Source organism: Alcanivorax sp. IL2 (genome assembly GCF_047495475.1).
Classification (GTDB): Bacteria; Pseudomonadota; Gammaproteobacteria; order Pseudomonadales; family Alcanivoracaceae; genus Alcanivorax.
In genome coordinates this window covers 2,282,022-2,307,657 of record NZ_CP179932.1, presented here as the reverse complement: position 1 = coordinate 2,307,657, position 25,636 = coordinate 2,282,022, and the positions used below count along the sequence as shown (strand labels likewise).

General features: G+C 59.2%; 25 protein-coding genes. 11 read left to right on the top strand and 14 right to left on the bottom strand.

Annotated features, from left to right (window positions below; all coding sequences use genetic code 11):
• The first annotated feature begins 248 nt into the window (after positions 1 to 248).
• The 4 genes from purB to ACMG4N_RS10745 are packed head-to-tail and all read left to right on the top strand — an operon-like array spanning position 249 to position 3,685.
• Positions 249 to 1,619, top strand: coding sequence for an adenylosuccinate lyase (purB, locus tag ACMG4N_RS10760; protein ID WP_414429880.1), 1,371 nt, complete (start codon positions 249 to 251; stop codon positions 1,617 to 1,619).
• Entirely contained in the window at positions 1,619 to 2,752 is a 1,134-nt protein-coding gene (locus ACMG4N_RS10755) for a JmjC domain-containing protein (RefSeq protein WP_414431626.1), read from the top strand. The genes purB and ACMG4N_RS10755 overlap by 1 nt, the downstream gene beginning before the upstream one ends.
• A 10-nt stretch (positions 2,753 to 2,762) precedes the next feature.
• Positions 2,763 to 3,188: a GNAT family N-acetyltransferase gene (locus ACMG4N_RS10750; RefSeq protein ID WP_297763525.1), complete on the top strand. Its 426-nt coding sequence runs from the start codon at positions 2,763 to 2,765 to the stop codon at positions 3,186 to 3,188.
• Positions 3,188 to 3,685 (top strand): hypothetical protein, encoded by a 498-nt coding sequence (locus tag ACMG4N_RS10745; RefSeq protein WP_414431624.1) that lies wholly within the window; start codon positions 3,188 to 3,190, stop codon positions 3,683 to 3,685. Before ACMG4N_RS10750 ends, ACMG4N_RS10745 begins: the two co-directional genes overlap by 1 nt.
• A 232-nt stretch (positions 3,686 to 3,917) precedes the next feature.
• On the opposite strand, the gene trmB is transcribed toward ACMG4N_RS10745, so the two are convergent.
• A complete protein-coding gene (trmB, locus tag ACMG4N_RS10740) occupies positions 3,918 to 4,583 on the bottom strand; it encodes a tRNA (guanine(46)-N(7))-methyltransferase TrmB (protein ID WP_414431622.1) in 666 nt (221 codons plus the stop codon).
• A gap of 107 nt (positions 4,584 to 4,690) precedes the next feature.
• On the opposite strand from trmB, the gene ACMG4N_RS10735 reads away from it, so the two are divergent.
• Positions 4,691 to 5,467, top strand: a complete 777-nt coding sequence (locus ACMG4N_RS10735; RefSeq protein ID WP_414431621.1) for a hypothetical protein — start codon at positions 4,691 to 4,693, stop codon at positions 5,465 to 5,467.
• Positions 5,468 to 5,614: 147 nt separating this feature from the next.
• Here ACMG4N_RS10735 and ACMG4N_RS10730 read toward each other — a convergent pair whose 3' ends face one another.
• The 5 genes from ACMG4N_RS10730 to ACMG4N_RS10710 form a co-directional block, all read right to left on the bottom strand.
• On the bottom strand, positions 5,615 to 7,777 hold the full coding sequence (locus tag ACMG4N_RS10730) for a malate synthase G (RefSeq protein ID WP_414431620.1): 2,163 nt from the start codon (positions 7,775 to 7,777) through the stop codon (positions 5,615 to 5,617).
• A gap of 226 nt (positions 7,778 to 8,003) precedes the next feature.
• Positions 8,004 to 8,855, bottom strand: a complete 852-nt coding sequence (gene ttcA / locus ACMG4N_RS10725; protein WP_414431618.1) for a tRNA 2-thiocytidine(32) synthetase TtcA — start codon at positions 8,853 to 8,855, stop codon at positions 8,004 to 8,006.
• A 91-nt stretch (positions 8,856 to 8,946) separates the two neighbouring features.
• Positions 8,947 to 9,744, bottom strand: a complete 798-nt coding sequence (locus ACMG4N_RS10720) for an SDR family oxidoreductase (protein WP_414431616.1) — start codon at positions 9,742 to 9,744, stop codon at positions 8,947 to 8,949.
• 267 nt (positions 9,745 to 10,011) lie between these two features.
• Positions 10,012 to 11,205, bottom strand: coding sequence for an acyl-CoA dehydrogenase family protein (locus ACMG4N_RS10715; protein WP_297763503.1), 1,194 nt, complete (start codon positions 11,203 to 11,205; stop codon positions 10,012 to 10,014).
• A 9-nt stretch (positions 11,206 to 11,214) separates the two neighbouring features.
• Positions 11,215 to 12,309 (bottom strand): acyl-CoA dehydrogenase family protein, encoded by a 1,095-nt coding sequence (locus ACMG4N_RS10710; protein ID WP_297763500.1) that lies wholly within the window; start codon positions 12,307 to 12,309, stop codon positions 11,215 to 11,217.
• A 172-nt stretch (positions 12,310 to 12,481) separates the two neighbouring features.
• Between ACMG4N_RS10710 and ACMG4N_RS10705 the strand changes: the two genes are divergently transcribed.
• From ACMG4N_RS10705 to ACMG4N_RS10695, 3 genes are all read left to right on the top strand, one after another.
• Positions 12,482 to 13,570, top strand: a complete 1,089-nt coding sequence (locus ACMG4N_RS10705) for a sensor domain-containing diguanylate cyclase (protein WP_297763498.1) — start codon at positions 12,482 to 12,484, stop codon at positions 13,568 to 13,570.
• Positions 13,571 to 13,639: 69 nt separating this feature from the next.
• Entirely contained in the window at positions 13,640 to 14,194 is a 555-nt protein-coding gene (locus ACMG4N_RS10700; RefSeq protein WP_297763495.1) for a YecA family protein, read from the top strand.
• A gap of 148 nt (positions 14,195 to 14,342) precedes the next feature.
• Positions 14,343 to 15,194, top strand: a complete 852-nt coding sequence (locus tag ACMG4N_RS10695) for a DUF2914 domain-containing protein (RefSeq protein WP_414431615.1) — start codon at positions 14,343 to 14,345, stop codon at positions 15,192 to 15,194.
• Positions 15,195 to 15,213: 19 nt separating this feature from the next.
• On the opposite strand, the gene ACMG4N_RS10690 is transcribed toward ACMG4N_RS10695, so the two are convergent.
• Positions 15,214 to 15,780: a hypothetical protein gene (locus ACMG4N_RS10690; protein WP_414431614.1), complete on the bottom strand. Its 567-nt coding sequence runs from the start codon at positions 15,778 to 15,780 to the stop codon at positions 15,214 to 15,216.
• Positions 15,781 to 15,914: 134 nt separating this feature from the next.
• Positions 15,915 to 17,486 (bottom strand): GMC oxidoreductase, encoded by a 1,572-nt coding sequence (locus tag ACMG4N_RS10685; RefSeq protein ID WP_414431612.1) that lies wholly within the window; start codon positions 17,484 to 17,486, stop codon positions 15,915 to 15,917.
• Positions 17,487 to 17,634: 148 nt separating this feature from the next.
• Here ACMG4N_RS10685 and ACMG4N_RS10680 point away from each other — a divergent pair, with 148 nt between their 5' ends.
• Positions 17,635 to 17,892, top strand: coding sequence for a hypothetical protein (locus ACMG4N_RS10680; protein WP_414431611.1), 258 nt, complete (start codon positions 17,635 to 17,637; stop codon positions 17,890 to 17,892).
• Positions 17,893 to 18,078: 186 nt separating this feature from the next.
• Entirely contained in the window at positions 18,079 to 19,188 is a 1,110-nt protein-coding gene (locus ACMG4N_RS10675; RefSeq protein WP_297763482.1) for a prolipoprotein diacylglyceryl transferase family protein, read from the top strand.
• A 162-nt stretch (positions 19,189 to 19,350) separates the two neighbouring features.
• Here ACMG4N_RS10675 and modC read toward each other — a convergent pair whose 3' ends face one another.
• The 6 genes from modC to ACMG4N_RS10645 form a co-directional block, all read right to left on the bottom strand.
• Complete coding sequence (gene modC / locus ACMG4N_RS10670) at positions 19,351 to 20,400, bottom strand: molybdenum ABC transporter ATP-binding protein (RefSeq protein ID WP_297763479.1); 1,050 nt, start codon at positions 20,398 to 20,400, stop codon at positions 19,351 to 19,353.
• Positions 20,397 to 21,083: a molybdate ABC transporter permease subunit gene (gene modB, locus ACMG4N_RS10665; protein WP_297763810.1), complete on the bottom strand. Its 687-nt coding sequence runs from the start codon at positions 21,081 to 21,083 to the stop codon at positions 20,397 to 20,399. The genes modC and modB overlap by 4 nt, the downstream gene beginning before the upstream one ends.
• Complete coding sequence (gene modA / locus ACMG4N_RS10660; RefSeq protein WP_414431609.1) at positions 21,073 to 21,810, bottom strand: molybdate ABC transporter substrate-binding protein; 738 nt, start codon at positions 21,808 to 21,810, stop codon at positions 21,073 to 21,075. Before modA ends, modB begins: the two co-directional genes overlap by 11 nt.
• A 175-nt stretch (positions 21,811 to 21,985) precedes the next feature.
• A complete protein-coding gene (locus ACMG4N_RS10655) occupies positions 21,986 to 22,936 on the bottom strand; it encodes a rhodanese-related sulfurtransferase (protein WP_414431607.1) in 951 nt (316 codons plus the stop codon).
• A complete protein-coding gene (locus ACMG4N_RS10650; RefSeq protein WP_272963213.1) occupies positions 22,933 to 23,265 on the bottom strand; it encodes a BolA family protein in 333 nt (110 codons plus the stop codon). Before ACMG4N_RS10650 ends, ACMG4N_RS10655 begins: the two co-directional genes overlap by 4 nt.
• A 142-nt stretch (positions 23,266 to 23,407) precedes the next feature.
• Positions 23,408 to 24,931 (bottom strand): carboxylesterase/lipase family protein, encoded by a 1,524-nt coding sequence (locus ACMG4N_RS10645; protein WP_414431605.1) that lies wholly within the window; start codon positions 24,929 to 24,931, stop codon positions 23,408 to 23,410.
• Between the two features lie 277 nt (positions 24,932 to 25,208).
• On the opposite strand from ACMG4N_RS10645, the gene ACMG4N_RS10640 reads away from it, so the two are divergent.
• A complete protein-coding gene (locus ACMG4N_RS10640; RefSeq protein WP_297763464.1) occupies positions 25,209 to 25,562 on the top strand; it encodes a poly(hydroxyalkanoate) granule-associated protein in 354 nt (117 codons plus the stop codon).
• Positions 25,563 to 25,636: the final 74 nt, after the last annotated feature.

Sequence of the window (25,636 nt, the reverse complement as noted above, 5' to 3'; positions counted from 1 at the left end):
GAGCCGCGAACCGCCCGGTAGCGTGGAAATCCCCCAAAGGGCGATCAGGCGAATCAGAGCCCTGCAAATCTCCGGAACGCTTGTCGCAACCCTCTCGCGCTGTCGCCTCGCTTCGCTCGGTTCGCCCCTCAAGCGGGGCTCCTACAGGAAGCATCCGCTAACCCGGCAAACAACAACGCAGCCTTTGCCGATTTACGGTATCATTGCGCCGCTTTTACCCTCACGGAAACGATTCGGGAGCCATTTCCATGTCCAGCCTTACCTCTCTGACTGCCATTTCACCGGTCGATGGCCGCTATGCCGGCAAGGTGGATGCCCTGCGCAACACCACCAGTGAATACGGCCTTATCCGCTTCCGCGTGCATGTGGAAGTGAGCTGGCTGGAACAGCTCGCCCACGACAAGAACATCCCTGAAGTCCCGCTGATGAGCGGCCAGGCGGCCTGGCACCTGCGTGGCGTTACCCGCGATTTCGACGTCCAGCATGCCGAGCGCATCAAGGCCATTGAAGCCACCACCAATCACGACGTGAAAGCGGTGGAATACTTCATCAAGGAACAGATGGCCGAGCACGACGAGCTGGCCGGCATGAGCGAGTTTGTTCACTTCGCCTGCACCAGCGAGGACATCAACAACCTGTCCTACTCCCTGATGCTGAAAGAAGCCCGGGAAATCCTGTTGCCGAAGATGGATCAGGTAATCAGTGCCATTCGCCGCCAGGCGCACGCCCAGGCCGATCAGCCCATGCTGTCGCGCACCCATGGCCAGTCTGCCTCCCCCACCACCGTGGGCAAGGAAATGGCCAATGTGGTGGCCCGCCTGCAGCGCCAGCGCGACCAGTTCGCCGCCGTGGCACTGCTCGGCAAGATCAACGGTGCCGTGGGTAACTACAACGCTCACTTGTCCGCCTACCCTGACGTGGACTGGGAAGCCTTTGCCCGCCGCTTCGTGGAAGGCCTGGGATTGTCCTTTAATCCTTACACCACCCAGATCGAGCCCCACGACTGCGTGGCCGAATACTTCCACGCCCTGATGCGCTTCAACACCATCCTGCTCGACTTCGACCGGGACGTGTGGGGCTATATCTCCTTGGGCTACTTCAAGCAGAAAACCGTGGAAGGCGAAGTGGGTTCCTCCACCATGCCGCACAAGGTCAACCCCATCGACTTCGAAAACTCCGAGGGCAACCTGGGCCTGGCCAACGCCATCATGGATCACTTGGCCGCCAAACTGCCGATGTCCCGCTGGCAGCGCGACCTCACCGACTCCACCGTGCTGCGTAACGTGGGGGTGGGCCTGGCGCACAGCCTGATTGCTTTTGAAGCCAGCCTGAAAGGAATCAGCAAGCTGGAAGTAAACCCGGCACGTCTTAACGACGACCTGGACGCGGCCTGGGAAGTACTGGCCGAGCCGATCCAGACGGTCATGCGTCGCTACGGCATCGAGAAGCCCTACGAAAAGCTCAAGGCACTCACCCGTGGCAAGGACGGCATCAACCAGGAAACCCTGACCGCCTTCATCAATGATCTGGCGATCCCGGATGAAGCCAAGGAAATCCTGCTGGCCATGACCCCGGGCAGCTATATTGGTAACGCGGCCCAGCAAGCGCGTAATATCTGATGAGCGACGCCCTGGGCCTGCCCACCTTCACGCTGCCGCTCACCCCGGCAGCGTTTTTGCGTGATTACTGGCAGAAAAAGCCCCTGTTCATGCCTGGCACTGCCAGCGGCCTGGATGAGCCAGACGCGGACACCCTGGCCGGGCTGGCGCTGGAAGAGAATGTGGAAGCCCGCATCATTCGCGGCGCTGCTGGCGGCACCTGGGAACTCAAACAGGGGCCGTTCGAGGAAACCGTGTTCGCCGAGGTGGGCGAGCGGGACTGGACCTTGCTGGTGCAGTCCGTGGATCATTATCTGACCGATGTGTCCCTGCTGCTGGACAGCTTCGCTTTCCTGCCCAACTGGCGGCTGGAAGACATCATGATGAGCTATGCCGCCAAGGGTGGCAGCGTGGGCCCCCATTTCGACCGCTATGACGTTTTTCTGATCCAGGCCGCCGGCAGCCGCCGCTGGCAGATCGGTGATGTCTGCGACGAAAAAACGCCGAAATTGCTGCATCCAGATCTGAAGTTACTGGCCGACATGCCGGTGCGTGAAGAGTTCGTGGCCAACCCCGGCGATGTACTCTACCTGCCCCCGGGCGTGGCCCACCATGGCGTCGCCGAGGACAGTGACTGCATCACCTGGTCAGTGGGTTTCCGGGCTCCGGATTACCAGATGCTGATGGCGGAAATCGCCGGCGAATGCCTGGCCGATGCGGACAGCGAGCTGTTTACTGACGCGGACCGGCAGGAGCCCAAAGATCCGGCCGTACTGGCCGATGCAGACCGGCAGCAACTGATTCGCGGCGCCCTGGACCTGCTCAATCCGGCTGCGATTGAGCGGGCAGTTTATCGCTGGCTGTCCACTCCCCGGCTGGATGGACTTGAATTTGCCGTCGATGATGCCCATATTCGCCAGCGCGATCCATCGATCGCCCTGGTGCGCCATGGTAGTGTGCGCCTTATTTTGCAGGGCAATATTGCCTGGCTAAACGGTGAGCCTTACTCACTGACAGAACAACAACGACCACTGGTGCAGCTGCTGGCCCGCCAGCGCTGCTATACCCGTGAAGCGCTGGATGCCGTCTTGCAGCCAGCCGGGAGTGAATTGCTACATGACTGGATTGAACAGGGCTTCTTCGCCCAACTTTAACGAGACCCCTATGGCTATCAGCATTATCGAGACCCGCTGGGACGAAAACGAAACCGCCCTGCGAGCCCTTCGCCAAACGGTCTTCATCAACGAACAGCATGTTCCCGAAGAGCTGGAATGGGATGGCGAAGATGACAAGGCCATCCATTTTCTGGCCCTGGATCGGGAGCAGAATCCGGTAGGCTGTATTCGCCTTCTTCCCAGCGGCCAGATCAGCCGACTGTGCGTCCTGTCCGAGCAGCGCAACAATGGCGTCGGCAGCTCCCTGTTGGTGGCGTCGGAAGAAGCCGCCCGCGCCAAGGGCATGGAAGAAATCTTTCTGCACGCCCAGACCCATGCCACCAGCTTCTACGAAGCCGCCGGTTTTACGGTTTCCGGTGGCATCTTCATGGATGCCAACATCCCCCACCGGCAGATGTTCAAACCCCTCGCCTGATGCCTTTTGTCATCGGTGACGACGACACCCTGCTCCACCCTGAATTTCGCGAGGCAGGCACTGCGCTGGCTTCGCTGATTTCAGCCTGCCGTCGCAGCCTCTGGCTGCGGGTGCCGGAACTGGACGCCCTGACCGCCGACCACGCCGTGTGCGATGCCCTCAAGCGCCTGGCCCTGAGCAGCGCAAAAACCGATATCCGCATTCAGTACGACAGCCAAGACAAGGCCGTGCGCAATGGGCATCGCCTGGTCCATCTGGCCAGACGGCTCCCTTCTCGCATACAGATGCGCCAGAGTCAGGATGATGACCGGGACAATCAGCTCTGCTTTGCTATCGGTGATGGCACCGGGCTGTTCGAAGCCCCGGGCTGGCCCCGGCCCGGACGGATAGACCTGTGCGGCCACCGTCTTCCCCGGGCACCGCGTCTGGCCCGACAATTCCAGGAACAATGGGAACGGGCCTCAACCTCAACAGAGTTGAGAGAGCTGCGTCTGTAGGGTGTGTAGGTGCGTAGGGTGGATTAGCCCGAAGGGGCGTAATCCACCAGAAATGTCGTGCCAGGCCTCGAACCTTGTGGTGGTGGATTACGCCTTCAGCTAATCCACCCTACCCGCTACGAATCTACGTTCTAGCGAAAATCATTATTTACCACAGAGGGCACAGAGTTCACTGAGGAAAAGATTCTTTATCTCTGTGTGCTCTGTGCCCTCTGTGGTAAAAACTACAGCCCTACAGACTCGCTGTCAGCCGCCAGTTTACCTGGCCGCTGGCCTGGTATTTCTCCTCGAAATCCGTCAACGGTTCACTCTGCATCGGCAGCTGCGACAACTCGGCGCGGATGTCACTGATCGCCAGCGCATCGCGCACCTCCTGCAGATACAGCAGCCAGTTGCTACGCATCTCCAACTCGCCACCCAGCGACAACATCGTTGGCCATACCGGGTGTCCATGCCAGCGCCGCTTCAGATGAGCGCTTTTCGGCCACGGGTTCGGGTAAAGAATCTGATGGCGCTGGAGCTGCCAGCCTTCGCCGGCAATCAGCCGCCACAAACCCGCACAATCAGCCCGCAAGAGCAGAAGGTTGTCCGGCAGCTGGAAACGCTTACTGGCACGCTCCAGGCGAACAGCAGACTGATCTACCCCCACCACCAGTGCCTCAGGCTGCTGACGGGCCAGCAACAAGGAGGAGCGCCCGGTGCCACAGCCGGAATCCAGTATCAGGGCTCTCTCGGCTCCCTGGGCTTGCCGCCATTGCTGCAACCGGGCAAACGCCTGAGCATCATGGTCTGCAATAGGCGCCCGCCAGGGACTTTGCAGATGGCGACGGACCACCCGGTCCAGGTCACTGTGGATTCCGGTCTGATTCGAGGTAACGCTACGACTGTTGGCGAACATGGCAACTCTGGGGCAACTTCAGGCGGCGGCCATTATGCCTGTGATCCCGTAGAGATGCGCAATGTAGCCGCCATGATAGAGTGAGAAAAAGCGTGCCGGAGTCGATCATGATGCAACCCATACCCCGCAGCCGACATCTCGTTCTGCTACTCAGCCTGCTGCTGGGGACGATCGGACAGGCCGTGGCAGATACCATGCGCATCCACGTATTGCCGCGCCCGGATGCGCCGGCACTGGTGTCGGTGATCGAACCCCTACTGCCCCCGGGCGGCAGCGTACGGGCCTATCAGGGCAAGTTGATCGTGCGTACCACCGACAACAATATGGCCGAGCTGGAAGGGGTGCTGGGCAGCCTGGAAGCCACGCCCAGCGCTCTGGTTGTTCACCTTCGTCGTCAAGGCACCAGCAGCGGCCAGCGCAGCGGCGTGGATACCCGTATCCAGGGCCGCATTCCTGGCGGCGTCTCCGCTGATATCCGCATTGAACAAAGCCGGCAGCACGGCAGCCAACAAGACCATTACCAGATCCGCACCCTCAGCGGTTACCCGGCCCATATCAGCCAGGGCACCCTGCTCGCCCTCGGCGGCGGCTATTACGGCACCGTGCTTGCTGAGCTGCAACAGGGTATCCAGGTAATTCCGCAACTGACCCCGGACGGCGACGTGGTACTGCAGATCAGCCAGCGCTATGACCAAGCCGGCGGCCCGGGCCTGGCCAATACCCAGTCCAGCGGCACCACCCTGCGGGTACAACCTGGAGTCTGGCAGCCGATGGGCAGCATTAGTGTAGACCGACAACAGGACCAGCGAGGGCTTGGCGGGGTGCAACGCCGCAGCCAGCAGGTCAACCTGCCGTTGGAAGTCATGGTGGAGATCAGTGAATAGTTAACAGTGAATAGTTCATAGTTGCGCGGCGAGCAACAGGCAGGGATTAAAACGCAAGAGGCCGCGCCCAACGATTGGGCGCGGCCTCTTTGCTTTCAAGAACTGCGACACGAGAACGCGTCGCTGTTAACTGTTAATTATTCACTGTTAACCGTTGTTCTTCAGCTCACGGCGACGACGGTGCAGGACCGGCTCGGTGTAACCGCTGGGCTGGGAGCAACCCTCGAACACCAGCTCCATCGCTGCCTGGAAGGCCACGGAGTTGTCAAAATCCTTGGCCATGGGCACGTAGGTGGGGTCGTTGGCGTTCTGACGATCCACCACTTCTGCCATGCGCTTCAGGGTTTCGGTCACCTGTTCTTGATTGGTGATGCCGTGGTGCAGCCAGTTGGTTACGTGCTGGCTGGAAATCCGCAGGGTGGCGCGGTCTTCCATCAGGCCCACATCATTGATGTCCGGCACCTTGGAGCAACCCACACCACTGTCGATCCAGCGAACCATGTAACCCAGAATGCCTTGGGCGTTGTTATCCAGCTCCTGCTGGATTTCTTCAGCGGACAGCTCACGGGTCAGCAACGGCACGGTGAGGATGTCGTCCAGGGAGGCACGCTTGCGGTTAGCCAGCTCTTTCTGGACTTCTGCCACGTTAATCTCGTGATAGTGGGTCACGTGCAGGGTCGCAGCCGTCGGGGACGGCACCCAGGCGCAGTTGGCGCCGGCTTTCGGGTGACCAGCCTTGGTGGCCATCATCTCTGCCATTTCGTCCGGCTTCGGCCACATGCCCTTACCAATCTGGGCGTGACCCGGCAGGCCGCATTCCAGACCGATATCCACGTTCCAGTCTTCGTAGGCGTTGATCCACGGCAGGGCTTTCATGTCGCCCTTGCGTGCCATGGGGCCCGCTTCCATGGAGGTATGCATTTCGTCACCGGTACGGTCCAGGAAGCCGGTGTTGATGAAGATCACACGCTCCTTCGCCTGACGGATACACTCCTTCAGGTTTACGGTAGTGCGACGCTCTTCATCCATGATGCCGATCTTCAGGCTATTTTTTTCCAGGCCCAGGGCTTTCTCGACACGCTCGAACAGCTCAACGGCGAAGGCCACTTCTTCCGGACCGTGCATCTTCGGCTTCACGATGTACATGGAACCGGTGCGGCTGTTGCTCAGCTTGTTGAGCTTCTTCAGGTCGTGGATGCCGGCCAGCACGGTGACCATGCCGTCCATGATGCCTTCCGGGGTTTCTTCCCCGTTCATGAGGATGGCCGGGTTGGTCATCAGGTGACCCACGTTCCGCACCAGCAGCAGGGAGCGGCCATGCAGGGTCAGGGTGGAGCCGTCCAGGGCGGTGTACTCACGGTCACCGTTCATGGAGCGAGTCAGGGTCTTGCCGCCTTTCTGGAAGGACTCCTGCAGGTCGCCCTTCATCAGGCCGGCCCAGTTGCGATACACCTCGACTTTGTCTTCCGCATCCACGGCAGCCACGGAGTCTTCGCAGTCCTGGATGGTGGTGATGGCCGATTCCAGCAGCACATCCTTCATGTTGGCGGCATCGTCGGTACCAATCGGGTGGCTGGCATCGATCTGGATTTCTGCATGCAGGTTGTTGTGCTTGAGCAGGATACCGGACGGCGCAGAAGCCTCGCCCACATAACCCTGCAGCTGGCCTTCGTCTTTCAGGCCGGATTTTTCAGCGCCCAGAGAAACTTCCAGCTTGCCATCAACAATGGCGTAACCGGTGCTGTCTTTATGGGAACCAGAGGCCAGCGGGAAGTAGCTGTCCAGGAAGTTACGGGCCCAGGCAATTACCTTGGCGCCACGCTTGGGGTTGTAGGCACCGCCTTTCTCGGCGCCACCTTCATCGGAAATCACGTCGGTGCCGTACAGGGCGTCGTACAGGCTGCCCCAGCGGGCGTTGGCGGCGTTCAGGGCGAAACGGGCATTCTTCACCGGTACCACCAGCTGCGGGCCGGCGATGGTGCCGATCTCGTCATCCACATTTTCGGTGGTGACCTTGAAGTCGTCGCCTTCCGGCAACAGGTAGCCGATCTCGGTCAGGAACTGCTTGTACTCAGCCATGTCGATGGCCTGGCCTTTACGGGCCTTGTACCACTCGTCCAGCTGCGCCTGGATGGTTTCACGCTTTTCCAGCAGCGCCTTGTTCTTGGGCGCAAGGTCCTTGAGGATGCTTTCCAGCTCGGCCCAGAAGTGTTCCGGGTCCACGCCGGTACCCGGCGCAATCTCGTTGACTACCAGATCATGGAGTTCGGCAGCGATTTCGAGGCTACCCTTCTGAATACGATCGGTCATGGTGCTCCTACCCTTCTGGTCGAGAGAGTCTTGGTTAATCGGGACATCCGGCGAAAACCCAAGGGTCGACCCCGCTTGAAGGGGGTCGGAGGAAGTCGCAGAAGCCCGGGGAAACGGTTACATGGCGGCCTGACAGACCGCACCGCAAAAAGGCGCGGGTATTTTACCGGAAACGGCGCCGTGAATCATGTTTAGTAGCAAAATCGCCGGAACGATGCTTTTTTGATCAACCGAACAGGTTGACCACATCCAATCGATGGGCCTGCTCACCGCCCTGCTGCCGGCCGTCTTCCAGGTTTTCGAAGTCGAACAGACGCGTATCGGCCAGTTGCGAGGGGGCAATATTCTGGATGGCGGCGAAGATGTTCTCGATGCGCCCTGGCTGGTCTCGGTCCCACTTGTTGAGCATATCCTTGATCACCTGGCGTTGCAGGTTCTCCTGGGATCCGCACAGGTTACAGGGAATGATCGGGAAATCCTTGAACTTGGAGAACTCGATGATGTCCTTTTCGCGGCTGTAAGCCAGCGGACGAATAACAATATTGCGGTTATCGTCGCTACGCAGCTTGGGCGGCATGGCTTTCATCTTGCCGCCAAAGAACATGTTCAGAAACAGGGTCTCGACGATGTCATCGCGGTGGTGGCCCAGGGCGATCTTGGTGGCGCCGATCTCTTCGGCAAAGCCATACAAGCTGCCACGGCGCAGCCGTGAACACAGCCCGCAGGTGGTTTTCCCCTCCGGCACCTTCTCCTTGACGATGGAATAGGTATCCTTCTCGAGGATGTGGTAGGCCACCCCTTCGCGCTCCAGGTACTCAGGCAGTACATGCTCCGGGAAGCCAGGCTGCTTCTGGTCCAGGTTCACCGCAACCAGCTCGAAATTCACCGGCGCTGAATGCTGCAAATTGCGCAGGATTTCCAGCATGGTGTAGGAATCCTTGCCGCCAGACAGGCACACCATCACCTTGTCGCCCTCACTGATCATATTGAAATCAGCAATGGCACGACCGACCTCGCGCCGCAGCTTCTTCTGCAGCTTGTTGAGGCGAGTTCGTTGTTTGGCGTCCAGCGTGTCCATGGGAACCCTTTCTCTCTCTGTGTAACAGCCATCACGCTTCATGCAACAGCAATGACGCGAGAAGCGGATTTTGCGTGAAGCGTGTGGGCGATTATGTGACCTTCATTTTACGGATCAATCGGCGGTACAGCGCGGGGCTCCAGCGTTTCAGGTAGATCCCGGCACCCTCGCGGCCGGCGATGATAACCTGATCGCGGCCTTGCTGCACGGCCTTCACCATCCGTTTGGCGCATTCGTCAGGGGCAATACCGGCTTCCTGGGCGTCATCCATACTGCCCTGGGCGGAACCGTCGGCAGTGAGTGCGTTAAGAGAGACCTGGGTGCGGATAAAGCCGGGCATCACCAGGGTCACCCGAATACCAGAATCGTATTCTTCCGCCCGCAATGATTCGAAGAAACCGTGCAGGGCATGCTTGCTGGCGCTGTAGGCACTGCGCAGTGGCGTGGGCAGCTCACCGACCAGCGAAGTCACCACCACAAACCGACCTCGGCCCTGCTCTTTCAGCCAGGGCAATACCGCCTTGGTCAGCGCCACGGAGCCAAAGAAATTCACCTCCATGATACGGCGATCGACCGCAAGATCGGTGTCGGCAACCAGGGACCGCTGGGAAATGCCGCCGTTGTGGACCACCTGATCAAGACGATCAAAACGCTGCCGCACCGCCGCTACGGCAGCAGGCATGGCTTCAACTTCCGCCAGATCCAGCGGCAAGACCAGATGGTCATCACCATTGACCAGCCCTTCCCTGACCCGGTTCAGCTCTTCTTCCCGCCGGGCGGAGAGCACCAGGGTTGCACCCCTGCGGGCATATTCCTTCGCCAACGCCTCGCCAATCCCGGAGGAGGCCCCGGTAATCCATACCACCTTGCCAGCCAGCGTTTCGGCCATCTCACACGCTCCTTGAAGTCAAAGACACCGCAAGGGTAATGCCATGGCCGAGAAATCCAAAGGCTGAAACAGCAAATACGCTAACTACGCAGCCGCTGTAGGAGCGCCTCTCGAGGCGCGAACCGCGCTTGCGCGGAAATCGTCCGCGGGACGATCAGGCGTTTCAGGGCTCGCCAGTTGTATGCAGGTTAGTCTGTAAGCTAGAAGACAACTTGCCACGGCCAGTTCGCGCCTCGAGAGGCGCTCCTACAGCGGCCTTGTCGCTAGCTATTTCAGCTCTTTGGAAGACAGCCCAAGCAGGTGCCGCGCCACGATCAACTGCTGGATCTGCTGAGTGCCCTCGAAGATATCGATGATCTTGGAGTCCCTGGCGAGTTTTTCCAGCAGGGATCGCTCGGAATAGCCCAGTTCGCCACACAGAGCGACGCACTTGAGAGTGACCTCATTGCCCATGCGCCCGGCTTTGGCCTTGCACATGGATGCCTCCCGGGAGTTTGGTTGACCATTATCGGCCATCCAGGCGGCTTTCAGGGTCATCAGCCGGGCGGCTTCCAGGTCGGCTTCCAGCCGGTACAGCTCCAGCTCACGCGCCGTAGAGTTATAAGGTTGTTTCGAGAAATCAGCCTCAACACCTTCTTTTTCAAGTGTTTCCCTGGTTATTTCAAGTGCCGCCCGGGCCACACCCAATGCCATGGCGGCCACCTGGGGACGGGTGTTATCAAAGGTCTGCATTACCCCGCCGAAGGCCTTTTTACGGGCCTCTTCGGTATCGCCAATCTCTGCCGAACCAAGGATATGATCCTTGGGAATGCGGCAGTTGTTGAACGACAGGGCCGCCGTATCGGACACCCGCAGCCCCATTTTGTCTTCCACCCGTACCAGCTGCAGGCCCGGGTTATCACGGGGGACGATAAAGGATTTGATCGCCGCCTTGCCCAGGGACTTGTCCAGAGTCGCCCAGACCACCACCGCGTCGCAGCGCTGACCGGCGGTGCAGTAGATCTTCTCGCCATTGAGCTCCCACTCGTCACCGTCCAGTTCGGCGGTGGTGCTGACGGCGGCAGAATCCGAACCCGCACCCGGCTCGGTGATCGCCATGGCACAGTAGAGCTTGCCGTATTTTTCTTTCTGCTCCGGGGTGCCAACGGCCATGACGGCCGCATTGCCAAGCCCGGAGCCGGGAACGGAGAGCATGAGCCCCACATCTCCCCAGCACATGGCTTCCACCGCCAGGATGCCGGTCATGTTGCTACCGTTCTTGATCTCGTCGCCACCGCCCTTGCCGCCGCTGCCGCGAGGCATGGCCGCCATCATCTGTGCCACCGGTTTCAGTTCTTCCGGGGTGTCGCAGTGCTCGATGGCGTCGTATTTACGGGCAATGGGACGAAAGACGCCCGCTGCCAGTTGCTGGGCCATCTGCTGGACCTGTTCGAGCTTGGCCGGAATTTCCAGATTGATCATGACTCTCTCCTATACCATCAGGCTGCCGTGCAACACGGCAATGCTGCGCAGGTTGCGGTACCACATTTCCAGGGGGTAATCGCGCACAAAACCGGCGCCACCAAATAACTGGATACCGTTGGTACCGATCTCCATGGCCTTTTCCATGCACTGCAACTGGGCCAGATAGGCGTCCTTGTGAAAATCCAGGCCTTGCTCTGCCCGACTGGCGGCACGCAGCATCATCAGGCGCATGCCTTCAATTTCGATGCCCATGTTGGCCACCATGAAAGCCACGGACTGACGCCAGGCAATCGGCTCCCCGAACGCCTTACGCTCTTTCACATAGGGGATGCTGTATTGCATCACCGCCTGACAGCAGCCCACCGCCAGGGCGCATTGGCCGATACGACTCAGGCCCAGCAGACGATTCAGGTCGAAGCCCGGCAACCGGTCACGAGCCTGAACTGCCACGTTTTCCAAGGTCAGCGTCGCCATGTTGGCACTGCGCAGGCCCATGTACGGCTCGGACTCAATGCTCAGCCCTTCCGCTTCCGCTGGCACCACAAAGCCCGCCACCTCGCCATCAATAGCCGCCACCACCACAAACCACTCACATTGCGCAGCCATGGGGACCAGACTCTTCACGCCGTTGAGGGTGTAGATGTCGCCGTCTTTACTGGCCATGGTGGCCGGCGCAGCAGGCTCGAAAGTGGCACGAGGCTCGTTGACCGCCAGCGCTGCGCCGGTAAACGTCTCCGCCGCCAAGGCCGGGAGCCAACGCTCCTGTTGCTGCTCATCACCGAAATCCATCAATGCATTCACTGCTGCCATGGGCTGAAGTGCGGCCAGGGTATGGGACATGTCCCCCTGGGCCAGATCCTCCACGGCCAGGGCGTTCGATAACGGCGAACGGGGCATGGCTACGCCACCCAGCGCTTCCGGCATGGGCATCAATGCCAGCCCGAAACCACTAATAGCATCCAATAAAGCCGGATTGGCCATCGCCGCGTCGTCAGCCGCTCGAGCCTGGGGTGACAGGGAGTCGCGGGCAAGGCGTCGCATGCTCTCGCGGGTAATGCGCTGCTCTTCTGTGAGCGTGAGATCAAACAGGGGGGTCGACATGATCGGGCCTCAGGGGGTCGAATTAACACAACCAATCAAACGATTGTTTCACTCGAGACAGTTTGTCAGCCCCTGTCTACCTCTCACAATGACATCCCTGTGACCTCGAATGAGAAAAACGGTAAAGTTGGCCAAAAAGCCATCAGGCCACCAACAGGATCCTATTACTTACGTGTTTACCCTGATTCCCGCCGACCCGCCGGAGCGCGCCACCCGCCTTCGCCGCCAGATAATGGCTGTTTATTCCTATTGCTTGCTATGGGTGGGCACCATCCTCGGCGTCGAGCTCAGTGCCTTTGCACCGGATACCCCGCACCTGATGATGTTCTCGGTGCTATTTGCGATCAACCTGGTGTTCTTTGTGCTCATTCGCAGTGGTCTCAGCGAACGCCTCGGCGACCCCAGCCTGACCATTTTGCAGATGGCCACCGGTATCATCCTGACCACGGTGATTCTGCATTATACCCGCGAGCTGCGTGGCGCCATGCTGAGTATCTACTTTATGGTGATGACATTCGGCATTTTTGCCCTGGACCGGCGTCGGCAAATGGCCATGGCCGGTTTTACTCTTTTTTGCTTCACCACGTTGCAGGTGTACGAGTGGCTGGAAACACCCCAGCAGGCGATCTTTTCGTTTCTGATCGGGCACTGGATCATTCTTGCCCTGATCCTCTGCTGGTTTATCTACATGGGCGGTTACATCCATAACTTGCAGAGCCGGGTAAGAGACCAACGGGAAAACCTGCGTGACGCTCACACACGCATGGAAGCCATTGCCGTGCGCGATGACCTTACCGGGCTATATAACCGCCGCCATTTCCTGGAGAGACTGGAAGAGGAGCTCTCCCTCGCCAACCGTAATCACACCCCGCTTTACCTGGCAATTATCGACCTGGATCATTTCAAACAGGTAAACGACAACTATGGTCATCACAGCGGCGACGAGGTTCTCAGCCGTTTTGCCCGCATCGCCAGTCAGAGCCTGCGCAAGTCAGACCTGCTGGCCCGCTATGGTGGCGAGGAATTCGTGGTGCTGTTCCCCCACGCCTCCGAGGGCGCCAGCGAAGCCGCTCTCGAGCGCTTGCGCAACCAGTTTTCTGAACAGCATTACGATTTTGCTCCAGAGCTTCATACCTCCTTTTCTGCCGGTCTCACTGCTTATCAGGAAGGAGAAACCGCGGATCAATTAACCAAACGGGCAGACACTGCTCTGTATGACGCCAAATCCAGGGGACGGGACCGGATTGCTAAACTGCCCTGAGTCATAATGCCGGGAATGCCTGGAGCCACTGAACAACTCCCGGTATGCTTGCCGGCAGCGGAGGACTCCATGTCAGACATTACCAATCCCAGCCTGAAAAACACCGTTCGCCAGTACTTCCAGGACCTTGGCGAAGACGCCCCTACCTGGACGGAAATCCATGGCATGCTCTGTGCCCTGGCCGTCGGGCCAGATACGGACACGGTGGACTACAGCGAAGAGCTGGAAATGCCGGTTCCCGAGGAAGTCACCGATGCCCTAAACCGGCTGCGTGAAAGGCTGGTGACCCAGTTACTCGGTGGCGACGCCATCAACCTGCCCTGCCTGCTTGACCCTTATCAGGAAGATGACGGCCAGGATCTGGCCAGCTGGTGTGCCGGTTTCATGACCGGCGTCTTCGTGGCTGAAGATAACTGGTATCAGGATGATGAAGAGCAGATGGCGCAACTGCTACTGCCCTTCATCCTGATCTCTGGAGTGGATGATGACGAAGCCCTGGACACGCTCTGGGAAAACAGCCAGGTAGTCCGGCAAATGGCTCTGAGCATTCCGGAAATACTGGAAGAGCTGTACCTGGTGTTCCATGGCCCGGATCAGGGTGATGAATCCGCCTCGGCAGACTGATTGTCCATAGCCGAACGTTCACCGCTAACGTGACGCAGTTCTGCGCCTTGTTGCCGCTGTACCACTAGTCTTGTTGTAGACGCTGCCGCTATCCAAAAAACGATTCAGACATAAGCGGCAGCCAGACAACATTCTGGGGGGTATCAAGGTGCGTATCTGCATTGTCACCGGCCTGCTGATTCCGGCATTGGCCTTCGCTGAAACTGCCACCGACAACGCATGCCCGACGTTGGTCAGTGCCGCTTTCACCACCGCGGTGGAAGAACGGGAACCGCTCGCTCAGCTCACAACCGCCCCGCTCTCTGTCGATGAGCTGCTATTCTTTACCGCCATCCAGGATGGCAACGGCGAGCAGCTTCACCATACCTGGTCTTATAACGGTGAGCCCATTGTTGATGTGCCGCTGGCAGTGAGCTCGGATTACTGGCGCACCTGGTCGTCAAAAACCTTCGCCGGCCTTGATCTGGCTGCCGGTGGTCAGTGGCAGGTAAACGTCAGCACAGAAAGTGGCTGTGAGCTGGGTAGCTGGACGTTGACGCTCAGCGATGATGGCGAAGCCACTGAGTCGCCAGCCCCAGCAGCATCTTCGCCACCAGCGCTGAAAAAAACCTCAGAAACGCCTCCCAAAGCGCCGCCGGGAAAAGCCAAGAGCGACGCAGTGGATCTCAGTGAAAACTACGCGGTGATTCGCCAGCTTCTTGATCTGGGCGATACCCGCGCGGTCAAGGTAGCGATACGCCGTGCTCGCGCGCTCACAGCCAATCCGGAACAACAGGCTGAGCTGGATACCCTGGCCGCAGACAACGAAGCCTTTGCCCAACTCGACAAACTGATCCGCCAGCGGGATGTAAACGGCGCCCGTGAACTTATGCAAACGCTGGTGATTTCCATCTCCCCAGACAGCCCGGTTTATCCGGCGCTGCAAAGTCGTCACCGGCTATTGAATCGCCTGGAAGGTAACGAGCGGGAAACCGTATTCCAGGCCGCATCCAGCCCCTGATGTCATAACCGCACGGTCGTCAGTCGTCTTTCAGAGACAGATGGCTGATATCCGGTGCCACCGGTGTTTTCTCCTCTTTTTTCTGCCCCAGCACTTCTCCTGGCTGAGCCATGGTCAAGTGCCCCACATCCGGCGCTGGTGGAGGAGCGACCTTTTCCCTGTTATCCATCTCCGCACCCACTTCCGCCACCGAGAAGGCCCCGGAAAAGCCGGTCCCCCCGGTGCGGATGGTACCCACCGTTTCCAGCTCGCCTGACGCAGGCTCTGTCGGCTCTCGACTTTCCGGGGCCGCAGAGGCTGCGCGGGGTTCCGGTACCGGCGCCGATGAGGTAGCCGGTGTCTGGTCAGAGGCGGCTACCGGTCGCAATTCACACTCAGCGCCAGCCTGTTTCAGCACCGCGCGGAATTTCATTGCGGTGGCCTGGTCAGCATCCTTCTTCAGCACTACCGGCTGCCCGGAAAACAATTTCTCCACCCGGGCGGCATCCATCTTGAAAATTTTTCCCAGGTTGCTCTTTACCGTCGCAAGGTCCGACCCTTTCACCAGCTGACCGGCAAAGACGATATGGAAACGGGCATCGGCCATTGTGGATTCCTCTCTGATTCTCTACTGACTACCAATGTATCGTACCCGGAAATGAGCAGCACGCTTGCCTTGCTGACAACACGTAAACCGCACGGTGTCAGGGGTTTCATGAAGCAAGCCACGTGAAGCCACGCTCATCCCATTTCACTGGCGGCGTACTCGGCCAGCGCAGCAATGGTCCGTGATGGGTTCAAACCCAGTGCCCGTGGCACCATGGCACCATCAATCACAAACAGATTGGGATAGTTGAACACTTCTCCCCGGTGGTCTACCACGCCCTGATCCACAGAATCTGCCATATTGCAGCCCCCCAGCGGGTGCGGGGTCACCAGGTCCTTGAACCAGTCCCAGGTCGCTGGCGTCATCGGATCCCCGCCGGTGGCAGCGGTCAACGCAAGATGGCGGTCAGCCAGACCCTGTACTGCCTTTTCCGCCTTGCGATAATCCCAATCCAGTTTCAAGCGGTCTTTCTTCCAGGGCCAGTACCAGCGGCGGCCCAGATAGAAACGGCCACCGGGATCGTCCATGGCCTGTCCGAACCAGGGCATCATTTTGGCAAAAGGATCGCTACTCTCTCCATACTTGAGCATGGCGGCACCCAGCCGGGTACTGGCAAAGCGGGGATCCTTGCCCAGTCGCTCCATCCAGCTGCCGAGAATATCGGGCACGCCCCCATCTTCGACAAAATAACGGGCGCCACCATCTGCCCCATCCAGGTAATCAATGGCGCTGGTAATGGTCGGCCCCCGAGTGGGAGAAATCTGGCGTTCGTCGTAAAACGCCATGGTGGCAAAGTCACCATTGCAGGACCAATTATGGCCAAGCGTGCGGCTCAGTTTCGGCAGGGTCTTGTACTGATCCCGGCAGCGCAACAGCAATTCCGTGGAGCCCATGGAACCGGCAGCCACGATCACCTTTTCCGCCTTGAAGCGGCGCCAGCAATGATTGTCCAGGTCACGGGCCAGCACTTCATAGCCGCCGCCTTCCAGGGCGCGAATGGTGCGCACATGATGAAGCGGCCGGACTTCGGCGCCGGCATTCTCCGCCGCCGCCAGGTAATTCAGATCCAGGGTGTTCTTGGCCTGCACCGGACAGCCGAGGTCGCAGTTACCACAATGCACGCAGGTGCCCTGGGTTTTACCCTGCGGATTTACCCAGCTCTGGCTATGGCTATAGGAGTAAGGATCATCCCGTTGCGTGCTCCAGTCGGGATCAAAGGTGATCGCCTGGGGCACAATACGAAACCGGTCGCCGGCCCCGACGGCGTCAGCGCCTTCCTTCATCAGATGGGTTCGCGGCGTCCATTGATTGCCCGGCAGCTCCTGCACGTTGAGCATGATGCCAGTGGTATCGTAATGGGGCTTTAGCGTGGCGTAATCGATAGCCTCCGGCCAGCCCTGGGCAAAGGCCTCAGGCTTGGCTTCGATACTGACATTGGCGTAGATCAGCGAGCCGCCACCCACTCCGGCGCCCATGGCAATACTCATGTCGCCGAAGTAGCGGAAATCAATCCAGCCGTTCTGTTTTTCCGGTTCATCTTCATCCCAGAACCAGTCGCGCTGGGACACAGATGGGTAATCGTCCGACAACCAGCGCCGCCCCCGTTCCAGCACCACCACCCGACTTCCCTTCTCCGCCATCCGGCAGGCCATCACTGAGCCGCCAAAGCCGCTGCCGATGATCAGGACATCCACATTTTCCATCATCTCCCCCAACCCCTGTTCTTTTCGTCGCCTTTGCGACAACGCTTTTTTAATCAAGGTTTTGCACTATAAAATTAACGGCCAATCCTGTCTATTTGCAGCACTTTCCAGTAATCTGGCGACTGTCTTCGCCGGCCTCATTGCAGCACCCATGGAACAGATCGATTTCGTCACTATTGAAGAGCAGCAACGCCCCCGCAAGCGTAACGGTGCCGCTCGTAAACCCGGTTCGAAGAAAGCCGCGAAGCCACAGCGCCCGGGAGCTGTTCGTGATGGCTACCGCCGCCTCACCGCCGATATCCCCGCCGATCTGCACAAACGTCTGAAAATGCAGGCCCTGATGGAAGACCGCTCCGTCACCGAACTGATCGTGCAAGCCGCCGAGTGTTTTTTGCGCAATCGGGATTAGTCCGCAGAATATCCGCCAAGCACTCCTTTCCAGTTTTATTCAAGCCGCTAGTTAACCTCGCACTTTCTCGGATCTTCCTTGAATCTTGCTGCGCTCCACCTTCATACAACCGTCACCTGGCTGTCATTCCTGCGCACTGATATACCCACATGCTGAGCCCTGACGCTACCGCTGAAGGAACTCGCTATGGCTGTGGATCTGTTTCTGTTGGGGTGCGCCCTGATCTTCGGGGCAGGTTTTCGCTTTCTGTTCCGTCATCTGCCCGAAGAGCGCTGGCAATTCGTGGCCTCGTTACCCCTGAAGAAAAACCATGATGGCTCCTGGCAGGGACTGAACCTGACCTTCTACGGCCTCTTCACCGGTATCGCCGGCGGGCTAGGGGTTGCCTGCTTTATTCTATTAACCGCTTCCGCCGGTGTGTCGCTGGGCACCGCACTGATACTGACGCTGGGGACACTGGCAATCTGCCTGCCCGCCGCCAAGATCATTGCCACCGTGGTGGAAAAAAACCGCCATGGCTTCACCGTCGGCGGTGCCAGCTTTGTCGGCATTATTATCGCCCCCCTGTTCCTGTGGCTGGCGGATCTAGCCAGCCAGCACTGGTGGCAGACTGCTTTACCGATTCTGCCCATGCTGGCAGCCATGTCGATTGCCTATGTGCTGGGCGAAGGCATCGGACGACTGGCGTGCATCAGCTTTGGCTGTTGCTATGGTAAGGCGCTGCGGCACTCACCGCGTTGGGCCCAGCGCCTGTTCTGCACCCTGAATCATGTGTTTATCGGCAAGACCAAAAAGATTGCCTTTGCCGGGGAGATGGAAGCCGTCAAGGTGATCCCCATCCAGGCGGTCACCTGTGTGGTTTATACCGCCCTCGCGTTGGTCTGCAGTGCCCTATTCTTCCACCGCCAATTCGCCCTGGCTTTTGCCCTGAGCCTGGTAGGAAGTCAGTTGTGGCGGGTATATTCAGAAACGTTGCGGGCAGACTATCGTGGTGGCAGCAGACTGTTCTCGGTATACCAGATGATGGCATTGCTGGCCGCACTCTACGGCATTGCCATCAGCCTCGCCCTGCCGGACCATGCGGGCCTGTCGCCGGATCTTGCTGCCGGCCTGGGAGCCCTCTGGTCACCGGGGGTTATTCTCAGCCTGCAGGTCATCACCGTGGCCATGTTCTTCTTCTCCGGCACCAGCACCATCACCACCGGCGAACTCCGCTTCGGTCTCGCCGCAGACTGGCGCAGCCAGGCGGGCTGTGACGAGGAAGGCTGCCAGGCAAAGGAAAACGCGGCGGCTTGAACAGCTTCAAGCGACAAGCCTCAAGCTACAACACGAGAAACGAATGTAAGGTTTCCAACGCAAGAGGCCGCGCCAAGGACCCGGGCGTGGCCTCTTGTGTTTCAAATACCAACATTATTGAGCCACGTTCTAGCTTGAGGCTTGTAGCTTGTAGCTTTGACCTCACCCCAGCGCCACCGCCTTTACCTGCGCATAAAGTCGCGTCCCCGGGAACACCTCAAGTTCGCGGGCGGAGCGGCTGGAGATGCGAGCCAACAACCGTTGGTCTCCCAGAGCCAGCTGTACCACAGCCTGTCCCGGCCCTACTTCGCGCAAAGCAGCCACCTGCACCGGATGGATATTGAGAATGCTGGAATCCTGCGGCGCCTGACGACACAGGCTCACATCCCGGGCAGCGATGCGAAGTCGTACCGGCTGTTCGCCAGCCACGGGCTGCGCAGCCGGTAGCCAGAATGTCTGCTGTGCAACGGTCACCGCCTGCAGGTGATCCCGGTTGTCATAATCCCCCAGTTCACCGTACAACAAGGCCGTGGCATCGCCACGCTGTGCCAGCGGCCCATCCAGCCGGGCCAGCTCTTCGTGAGCCTTGCCCCGCGCCACGATACGTCCCTGCTCCATCAGCCAGACTTGCCGCGACAAGGTCAGCAGCTCATCCAGATCATGGGTGACATAGATCACCGGTACCTGTCTGGCGATGTCACTGATCATCTTCAGCAGTTCCTGCTTATGACCGTGATCCAGCGCCGACAGGGGTTCATCCAGTAACAGCAGCTCCGGTCCGGCCAGTAACGCTCTAGCCAGCGCCACCCGCTGAGCCTCGCCCCCGGAAAGTGTCTGCACGGAACGCCCCAGCAAACCCTCAATACGCGTCTGACTTACCACGCTGTCCAGGTCCCCTGCTGCTCCCCGACGTTTCACCACATAGTCCAGATTGCCGCGCACACTCAAATGGCGAAACAGGGTCGGCTCCTGAAACATCATGCCCAGGGGACGCTGCCAGGGCGGCAGCGTGGCGTCGTCGGTTTGCCAGAGCTGATCACCGAAGCGAATCTCGCCATCGCAATCCTGGAGCCCGGCCAGCATTCTCAGCAGCGTGCTCTTACCAGACCCGGAAGGACCGAACAGAACGGTCACACCATTGGCAGCAAGTTGCGCCTGCGCCTGCAAACGACATGGCCCCACCTGGCCAGACAGAGAGAATGTCAGACTCATGGCATCACCCCGGTGCTCTGCTGCTTTCGTTGCCAGCGAAACAGAGCCCACAGCATCAACACAGACGCCACCAGCAGCACCGCTGCCAACCGATGCGCACTGGCGTAGTCCCCCGCCTCCACATGCTCATAAAGAGCCACGGAGGCAACCCGGGTTTCCCCGGCCAGGCTGCCACCGATCATCAGCACCACACCAAATTCCCCGAGGGTATGCGCAATACCGAGAATCACCGCACTGGCATAGCCATGCCGCGCCTGGGGAATCACCAGCGAGAAAAAACGATCCATGGGCCGGGCACCAGAGACCGCCGCCATATCCAGTTGCCGTGTCTCAATGGCCGCAAAGGCGCTCTTGAGGGGTTGCAGGACAAAGGGCAGCGAGTAGACCAAAGATCCAATCACCAGGCCGGTAAAACTGAACGCCAGGGAACGGACACCGCCCCATTGTGCCAGCCAGCCGCCCGGCCCATTCGGTCCCAGCCCGATCAGCAGATAAAATCCCAGCACCGACGGCGGCAACACCAGAGGCAGGGCCAGCAAGGCTTCCAGTAGCGCCTGCCCGGGCAAACGACGGCGGGCCAGCCACCAGGCCAGCGGCGTGCATACCAGCAGCAGGATGAGGGTGGTAACCACTGCCAGTTTGACCCCTACCCACAGGGCGAGCCAGTCGCCATCACTCAACATCATCGGCGGCCTCATCAGTGCGATACCCCAGGCTGCGTATCATTGCCTGAGCCTCGCCAGAAAACAGAAAATCGTAGAAATGATGTACTGCAGGTCCATCCCTCAGTACACCACCCTGCTGACGTATCGGTGGATAGAACGCCTCGGGAATACGCCACTGTCGCCCTCCCTGGTCCTGTACCTGGCTTAGGCCCACAAAGGCAGCCTCTGCGGCGCCACTGTGAGCAAAGTGATAGCTCTGCGCCACATTCTCCGCCTGCACCAGGCTCACCGAATCCGGTAGTGGAAACCGTTCCAGCACTGCCTCGGCAGCTTCGCCATAGGGAGCGCTACGCGCATTGGCCATGGCCACCGGAGTGACCATGCCGGTCACCAGCGAAGAGCCATCGAGAACCGCCCCGGCATCCGGTGACCACAACACCAGCCTGCCAATGGCATAGGTGCGCACTGTGTCGGCCTCAAGCAAACCTTCAGAAGCCAGCTCCTGCGGCCGCCTGTCATCCGCCGCCAGAAAAATATCATAGGGAGCCCCCTGGCGAATCTGGGCGGCAAGCTTGCCGGTGGAACCCACAGTAATTTGAATATCCGTCCGCGGGTATTGCTGGCGATAACGCTGGACCAGTTGTTTCAGTGGGGAGGAAAAATTGGCAGAAACAGCAACCTGAACGGGCTCAGCCACTGCGATGGTGGTGACTACCGCCAACAGGCTGACAAGCAAACACTTCATGGAGACTCCACGAGGACCTGGCAGCGCCCAGTCTATGTCATCGCGCCCGGCGGCACTATTGGTGATCTGTCCCGTTAAGAAGCGACATGCTGTGATCGCGGAACGAAAATCCAGCAGCGAAAATCAACAACCGGGATCTTCGCGACTGGTGGCTCGTGTCTGGAAACTGGAGAGCTCAGGACGGCTTGCGCGGGTTCTGTCCACGATGCTGGCGACCGCGGGCGCGGGCCAGTTCGATCTGCTTCTGACGTTCGGCGAAACGCGCCTTCTGCTCAGGAGATGACTCGTCGTAGCACTTGGGGCAAGAGACGCCCAGCTGGAATTTTTCCGAGGCCTTTTCGTCGTCATTAATGGGACGACGGCAGGCATGACACTGGTCAAATTCGCCAGGATTGAGATCGTGATCAACCGTGACTCTTTCATCGAAAACAAAACACTCACCTTCCCACAGGGAGTCTTCCTTGGGCATCTCTTCCAGATATTTGAGGATGCCACCTTTCAGGTGATAGACCTCATCAAAGCCCTGCTCTTTGAGGTAAGCGGTGGATTTTTCGCAGCGAATCCCACCGGTGCAAAACATGGCCACTTTCTTGTGTTTCGCCGGGTCCAGCGTGTCTTTCACATAGTCCGGAAACTCACGAAAGGTGCGGGTCTCCGGATTGATGGCACCCTTGAAAGTGCCCACTTCCACTTCGTAATCATTACGGGTATCGATCAGGAGGGTTTCCGGGTCACTGATCACCGCATTCCATTCTTCCGGGCTCAGGTAGGTACCCACTGTGCGGTTGGGGTCGATTCCCTCCACGCCCATGGTGACGATTTCCTTCTTGAGTTTAACCTTGGTACGCAGGAAGGGATGTTCGTCGTGGAAGGACTCCTTGTGCTCCAGGTCCGCCAGACGCGCATCCTCGCGGAGCCAGCCAAGCACCGTATCAATGCCGGACCGTGGCCCGGAGATGGTGCCGTTGATGCCTTCCGCGGCCAGCAACAGAGTGCCGCGCACATCCTGTGCCAGCATCAGTGCCAGCAGCGGCTCCCGCAACTGCTCGCAATCATCCAGGCAGACAAACTTGTACAGGGCAGCAACGACAATGCTGTCCGACCTTTCCACTTTATGCTGACTCACGCCTTGAACTCCGGATCATGCTTGCTGCCGCCAAGACAGTCAGGCGATTCGCTCACCTCCCCCCCTTTGGCCTGCCACTCCGCCACGGTATAAGTGTGCAGCGCCAGCGCATGCACCGGCCCGGCCAGCTCGTCGGCCAGTACCTTGTAGAGCAACTGGTGGCGACGCACCGGCAGCATGCCGTCAAAGGCATCACTCACCAGCACCAACTTGAAGTGGGTTTCTGAATTGGGCGGCACACTGTGCTTGTGGCTTTCGTTTTCCAGGGCCAAATGTGCCACAGGGACGGCCTCGGAAACCTTGCGCTCGATCAATGTTGCTACGCTCATGACGCTCACCACTCTCTACTCGCCCACATCGCAAATGTGGCAGATCACAACCCGTATAGCGCGGTAGCAGGGCCGCACGGGGGCGGTATTCTACGCGCTTTAGGGGATTGTGAGAAATCTCCGGCGATCGAGCGCTATTCACTTACTTCGGGACGGGAATGATGGTTTCCCAGAGGCCCTCGCCAGCCTCATCCAGCAAACCGGCCATCTCCTCGCCCGGACCGAACTGGCGCACCTGCCGTCCGGCGGACCAGCCCTGCCAACCCGGATCATCACCGTGGGCAAACGCCCCCCAGGCATCCTGCACCTTACGGGACAGGGCCCTGGCGGCATCACCGCCGCCGGTGAAATACATTCCCGCCGGGGTATCAGTGACACCAAACACAAAGGGCACATCCACCACATGGCAGGCACCCAGCGGCAGGCCGAAGGGCTCGCTCTGCCAGGTAAACTGGAAGCCCCAGCAATCCGGGTTATGGCGACTCTGGGCATCCAGCAGACGGACCGTGGGCACACGGAAAAGGCGATCGGATTCCATGGCTGAAAACACATCCAGCGGGCTGCGACGCGGATCCGGCGTTACCTTGGTGCGATAATAGTCAAATGCCCGGGCTCCGTTTCCCGGCAGCCCACGCTCAAAACGACGCTGGATTTCTTGCTCATCCACGTCTCGCAGGGATGCCATTTTCACTGTTCCGGCCAGCACCCCGGCGTACTGGAAAAAGTGGTATTCATCCTGGCAGACCCCGGCCAGCAGTCTCTTGTCAGCGGCAGCACCGGCGGCAATGGCCTCGATCGGTAGCAGCGGCAACAGGTCACCATCTACCATGGGAAGAAGATTCATCGCGTACTGTGGCGTGGTAGTGCGCAGCCCCCGGTCCACCAGCACTTTCACTGCCTGGTTCTGGGCTTTGACCCAGTCTTTGGCGGTGGCATCGTGCAGCTTTTCCGTCGCACTGCCCTCGCCGGGCAGAGCGGCCACAAAGGCATCGGTGACCTTGCGAACCTGTTCCGGCGCCAGTACAAAATCCGCCGCACCGGACTGAACGATAGCTGCATGAAACAGTGCTGCGGCCCGCGGGCATGCCAGTAGCGCACAGACACTGAAGCCACCGGCGGATTCCCCGAATACGGTGACCCGATCCGCATCACCGGCAAAACCGCTGATGTTTTCCTGGACCCATTCCAGCGCCGCCAGCTGATCGCGTAGCCCCAGATTGGTGTCGGCCTGAAGCTCCGGCGCCACCGCCGTGAAATCGGCAAAGCCCATGGCTCCCAGCCGATAGGCAGCATTCACCACCACCACCTGCTGGCTACGGGCCAGCTCAGCACCGTTGTACAGCGGCTGGGAAATGGCGCCGGCCAGATAGGCACCGCCATGGAACCAGACCATCACCGGAAAGGGGCCTTGCCCCTCCGGCACCCAGATATTCAGGTAAAGACAGTCTTCACTGGAGTCATGAACTCCCATCAACGGGTTCTTCATCTGCAGCGAGGGCTGGGGATATTGATCCGCCGTGATCTCGTTATCAGCGTCCGGCAGCGCCCGCGGCGCCTTGAAACGATGCTCGCCCAGCGGCGGCAAGGCAAAGGGGATGCCTCTGTATTCGGTGACACCGTTACCGCTAAGCCCTTGATAGTGGCCCTGACGAATCACTACTGACATGGATGGATCCTTTTCTGATTTCTGTCCGACAGCCCGGTCATGCCCGAGGCGCTTCATCCGCCGGAAAATGGTGCCTCAGAAGCGATAATGACTACCCCCGCAAAGGCTGGATGTAGACCTTAGCAAATTACCTACTGATGAGTAGGCCAAACCTCATGTTTAATTGTTAGACAACATTAACAACACTGTCAGAATCCTGACTTACACTTGTTCACGCCCTCGCAGCCACCGCCAGAGGGCTTTGCTAATCCATTTTTTCTACGGAGGGAAGCCCCCTATGAGCAACGCTACGATCGAGCAACTCAACGAGCGCTATGAGCAAGTTACTACCGAAGCCAAAGCGGCTCTGGAAAAATTGAACACCGCCGTACGCGGTGCTTACACCCGTCTGGAAGAAAACGGCAATGAGCTGTTTCAGACGCTGGTGAAAACTGGCGAGAAGCGTCAGAAAGCCGTAGCCAAGCCACAGAAAAAAACCACTGCCAAGAAGCAGCCGTCCCAGCTGGACGAAGTCCGCGGCAAAGTTGCTTCCGCCCTGGGTCTGCCCACTCGCGATGAGGTAGAAGCCCTGAACAAGAAGTTGGCCACCCTGACCCGCAAGGTCAACAAGCTGGCCAAAGAAGCAAAATAATCGCTTTGCCAGCCTCAGGGGCGGTACCGCCGCCCCTGCTCTCCCCGCTTTGTCCCACCTGAACCGTTGACTTC

What these genes read in the sequence shown, in the direction of transcription:
- purB (WP_414429880.1), top strand. Translation starts at nt 249, where the DNA reads ATGTCCAGCCTTACCTCTCTGACTGCCATTTCACCGGTCGATGGCCGC.
- ACMG4N_RS10755 (WP_414431626.1), top strand. Translation starts at nt 1,619, where the DNA reads ATGAGCGACGCCCTGGGCCTGCCCACCTTCACGCTGCCGCTCACCCCG.
- ACMG4N_RS10750 (WP_297763525.1), top strand. Translation starts at nt 2,763, where the DNA reads ATGGCTATCAGCATTATCGAGACCCGCTGGGACGAAAACGAAACCGCC.
- ACMG4N_RS10745 (WP_414431624.1), top strand. Translation starts at nt 3,188, where the DNA reads ATGCCTTTTGTCATCGGTGACGACGACACCCTGCTCCACCCTGAATTT.
- trmB (WP_414431622.1), bottom strand. Translation starts at nt 4,583, where the DNA reads ATGTTCGCCAACAGTCGTAGCGTTACCTCGAATCAGACCGGAATCCAC.
- ACMG4N_RS10735 (WP_414431621.1), top strand. Translation starts at nt 4,691, where the DNA reads ATGATGCAACCCATACCCCGCAGCCGACATCTCGTTCTGCTACTCAGC.
- ACMG4N_RS10730 (WP_414431620.1), bottom strand. Translation starts at nt 7,777, where the DNA reads ATGACCGATCGTATTCAGAAGGGTAGCCTCGAAATCGCTGCCGAACTC.
- ttcA (WP_414431618.1), bottom strand. Translation starts at nt 8,855, where the DNA reads ATGGACACGCTGGACGCCAAACAACGAACTCGCCTCAACAAGCTGCAG.
- ACMG4N_RS10720 (WP_414431616.1), bottom strand. Translation starts at nt 9,744, where the DNA reads ATGGCCGAAACGCTGGCTGGCAAGGTGGTATGGATTACCGGGGCCTCC.
- ACMG4N_RS10715 (WP_297763503.1), bottom strand. Translation starts at nt 11,205, where the DNA reads ATGATCAATCTGGAAATTCCGGCCAAGCTCGAACAGGTCCAGCAGATG.
- ACMG4N_RS10710 (WP_297763500.1), bottom strand. Translation starts at nt 12,309, where the DNA reads ATGTCGACCCCCCTGTTTGATCTCACGCTCACAGAAGAGCAGCGCATT.
- ACMG4N_RS10700 (WP_297763495.1), top strand. Translation starts at nt 13,640, where the DNA reads ATGTCAGACATTACCAATCCCAGCCTGAAAAACACCGTTCGCCAGTAC.
- ACMG4N_RS10690 (WP_414431614.1), bottom strand. Translation starts at nt 15,780, where the DNA reads ATGGCCGATGCCCGTTTCCATATCGTCTTTGCCGGTCAGCTGGTGAAA.
- ACMG4N_RS10685 (WP_414431612.1), bottom strand. Translation starts at nt 17,486, where the DNA reads ATGATGGAAAATGTGGATGTCCTGATCATCGGCAGCGGCTTTGGCGGC.
- ACMG4N_RS10680 (WP_414431611.1), top strand. Translation starts at nt 17,635, where the DNA reads ATGGAACAGATCGATTTCGTCACTATTGAAGAGCAGCAACGCCCCCGC.
- ACMG4N_RS10675 (WP_297763482.1), top strand. Translation starts at nt 18,079, where the DNA reads ATGGCTGTGGATCTGTTTCTGTTGGGGTGCGCCCTGATCTTCGGGGCA.
- modC (WP_297763479.1), bottom strand. Translation starts at nt 20,400, where the DNA reads ATGAGTCTGACATTCTCTCTGTCTGGCCAGGTGGGGCCATGTCGTTTG.
- modB (WP_297763810.1), bottom strand. Translation starts at nt 21,083, where the DNA reads ATGTTGAGTGATGGCGACTGGCTCGCCCTGTGGGTAGGGGTCAAACTG.
- modA (WP_414431609.1), bottom strand. Translation starts at nt 21,810, where the DNA reads ATGAAGTGTTTGCTTGTCAGCCTGTTGGCGGTAGTCACCACCATCGCA.
- ACMG4N_RS10650 (WP_272963213.1), bottom strand. Translation starts at nt 23,265, where the DNA reads ATGAGCGTAGCAACATTGATCGAGCGCAAGGTTTCCGAGGCCGTCCCT.
- ACMG4N_RS10645 (WP_414431605.1), bottom strand. Translation starts at nt 24,931, where the DNA reads ATGTCAGTAGTGATTCGTCAGGGCCACTATCAAGGGCTTAGCGGTAAC.
- ACMG4N_RS10640 (WP_297763464.1), top strand. Translation starts at nt 25,209, where the DNA reads ATGAGCAACGCTACGATCGAGCAACTCAACGAGCGCTATGAGCAAGTT.